2 protein-coding genes are annotated in these 1,711 nt (G+C 73.8%); one reads left to right on the plus strand and one right to left on the minus strand.

Annotated features, from left to right (window positions below; genetic code table 11):
• Positions 1-207: 207 nt before the first annotated feature.
• Positions 208-1,023: a response regulator transcription factor gene (locus AB0B48_RS33005; RefSeq protein ID WP_355010074.1), complete on the minus strand. Its 816-nt coding sequence runs from the start codon at positions 1,021-1,023 to the stop codon at positions 208-210.
• A 253-nt stretch (positions 1,024-1,276) separates the two neighbouring features.
• Here AB0B48_RS33005 and AB0B48_RS33010 point away from each other — a divergent pair, with 253 nt between their 5' ends.
• On the plus strand, positions 1,277-1,660 hold the full coding sequence (locus AB0B48_RS33010; protein WP_355010075.1) for a WhiB family transcriptional regulator: 384 nt from the start codon (positions 1,277-1,279) through the stop codon (positions 1,658-1,660).
• Positions 1,661-1,711: the final 51 nt, after the last annotated feature.

Raw genomic sequence — 1,711 nt, forward strand, 5'->3', positions numbered from 1 at the left:
GCCCGGCTGCGCGGCGTGCCCGGCTGCGCGGCGTGCCCGGCTGCGCGGCGTGCCCCGGCTGCGCGGCGTGCCCCGGCTGCGCGGCGCGCCCGGCTGCGCGGCGTGCCCCGACTGCGCGGCGCGCCCGGCTGCATGGCGTGCCGTGCGGCGTGCTCGCTTCCGCGCGGCGTGCAGTGCGGCGTGCCGTGCGGCGGCGTTGCCCGGGTGTCAGGCCACCAGACCGGCGCGGAAGCCCGCCGCCACCGCGTGCGCCCGGTCCCGAGCGCCAAGCTTGCGGAACAGCCGGCGGGCGTGCGTCTTGACGGTGTCCTCCGAGACGAACAGTTCCCGGCCGATCTCCGCGTTGCTCTTGCCCTCGGCCATGCCCAGCAGCACCTGAAGCTCACGCTCGGTGAGCCCGATCGACGCCCGACTGGGTCGGGCGTTCGGGGCGGGACGGCCCGGGTCGGTCTGCGCCGGCGACTCGCCGGTCCCCGCCTCCGCCTCGTCGTCGCCCCGCTGCACCGGCACCGACGCCACCCCGGCCGGCCCGTCGGCTGCTGTGGCCGTCCAGCCGGGCTCGCCGGAACCGCGCGGCGACGGCCCGGAGCGGCCGGAACCACCCACCGCCGCCGCGTCGCGGGCCGGATCGGTGATCCGCTGCCGGGAGGCTCGGCCAGGCGCGGTGAGCAGCAGGAGCGCCTTCGCCACCGCGCTGGTCAGATCATGATCGACATTCTGGATGAGCCCTCGGGCGCCGGCGCTGATGGTGGCCGCCGCGGCCTCGGACTCCTCGGTGCCGAGCAGCAGCACCGCCGCCTGCGGCGCACGCGCCAACACCCGGCGGACGAAGCCGGCGCTGTCCGGCCGGGTGAGGGCCGTGTCGGCCAGCACCACGTCGGCCGGTCGTTCGGCCAGCCGCAGCATCACCTCGGGATCAGAGACGGCGGTACGAACGATCGCGGACAACCCCAGCCGCGCGGCAGCAGAAGTAAGGTGCTGGGCCGCGAGTGGTGTCCGAACGCACACAAGAACGGTACGCACTGTGGTCTCCTCTCCGCCAACGAGCAGACCATGACGCGGTCGGCTGGGGAGGGGGTTCCCGGCAATCCTTCGAACTTTTCCGACAGATGGGGCAAAAGCCGCAATTTCTCGGACGTTTTCGATCACACACGTGTGAGTTGACGACAGCCCGGGTACCGGGAGATCCAGGCCGGGAACGGTGCGCCTGCGCGGCCCGCCGCCCGGATGCCGGCCATAAGGATTCTCGCGGAGCCGCGCGGGAGGAGGGGTGCTGATGTCGAACGTACGTAGACTGCCCGGACCCATCGTCGATCTCTGGGACTGGCAGCGACTCGGTGCCTGCCGAGGGCGCGACAGCGCCCAGTTCTTCCACCCCGACGGTGAGCGTGGTTCTTCCCGGCTGCGTCGCGAGTCCACTGCCAAGTCGGTCTGCCGCGCCTGCCCGGTACGCGCCGAGTGCGCCGCTCACGCCCTGTCGGTACGAGAGCCGTACGGCGTGTGGGGCGGCTTCAGCGAGTCGGAGCGCCTGCGACTGCTCGCCGTCGGCTGGGAGGACCTGGCAGACCGCCGGCACGCCCGGGTCGACGTCGCACGACTGGAGGCCCGCCTGGGTCGCCCGCACAAGTCGACCGTCCCGGCCCAACGCAACGTCGCCTGACCCGACACACGTCCCCGACATCCGCGAACCGCGCGTCCGTCCCGGAGGCGC

The organism is Micromonospora sp. NPDC049089 (genome assembly GCF_040648775.1).
Taxonomy (GTDB): Bacteria; Actinomycetota; Actinomycetes; order Mycobacteriales; family Micromonosporaceae; genus Micromonospora.

Bases quoted from the DNA above. Each gene is read 5' to 3' on its own strand.
- AB0B48_RS33010 (WP_355010075.1), top strand. From the start codon at position 1,277: ATGTCGAACGTACGTAGACTGCCCGGACCCATCGTCGATCTCTGGGAC.